We start from the raw sequence: 426 nt of genomic DNA on the forward strand, positions 1-426 counted from the left end.
AACTCGCCATGCAGGTCACCACAAACCCAGTCCACCCCGACCGGATTGGCCGCAAAAAACCGATGTGGAGTCAGTCGCATGCTCATCGTCGGTAGCCATTATTCTCGTCCTTTTTAGTTGGCCGAGTATAACCCTGAACGGAACCTTCTTGGCGCTCCAGCGGGTTTAGTTCTTGGGGCAGTGGTTCCGCCAGTTCATCGGCATGGGCCGTGTGGGCATTTAGGCCGTCCAAGAATTCTTTTTCGGTTGGGCGCTTTGTATTCATATCGATTCGTGCTCCGTATTTCCTACCAGTGTATACCAACTCTGAAACGCTGAACTGGCTCCGTATTTTCTAACACCCAAACCAAAAAGGTGGTCAAATTTGACCGCTAGTGTTCCGTCTGGTTAATTCCTAAGCGGAAGTGCGCTATAATTCGAGCTATT

The 426-nt window shown here is 50.2% G+C and carries 1 protein-coding gene; it reads right to left on the minus strand.

The window, feature by feature from the left end; all coding sequences use genetic code 11:
• Nucleotides 1-82: 82 nt before the first annotated feature.
• Nucleotides 83-265 carry a hypothetical protein gene (locus B9Q17_RS17925; protein ID WP_094626215.1) on the minus strand — a complete coding sequence of 61 codons (183 nt, stop codon included), beginning with the start codon at nt 263-265 and terminating at the stop codon, nt 83-85.
• Nucleotides 266-426 lie beyond the last annotated feature (161 nt).

It is taken from the genome of Marinobacter vinifirmus (genome assembly GCF_002258215.1).
Taxonomy (GTDB): Bacteria; Pseudomonadota; Gammaproteobacteria; order Pseudomonadales; family Oleiphilaceae; genus Marinobacter; species Marinobacter vinifirmus.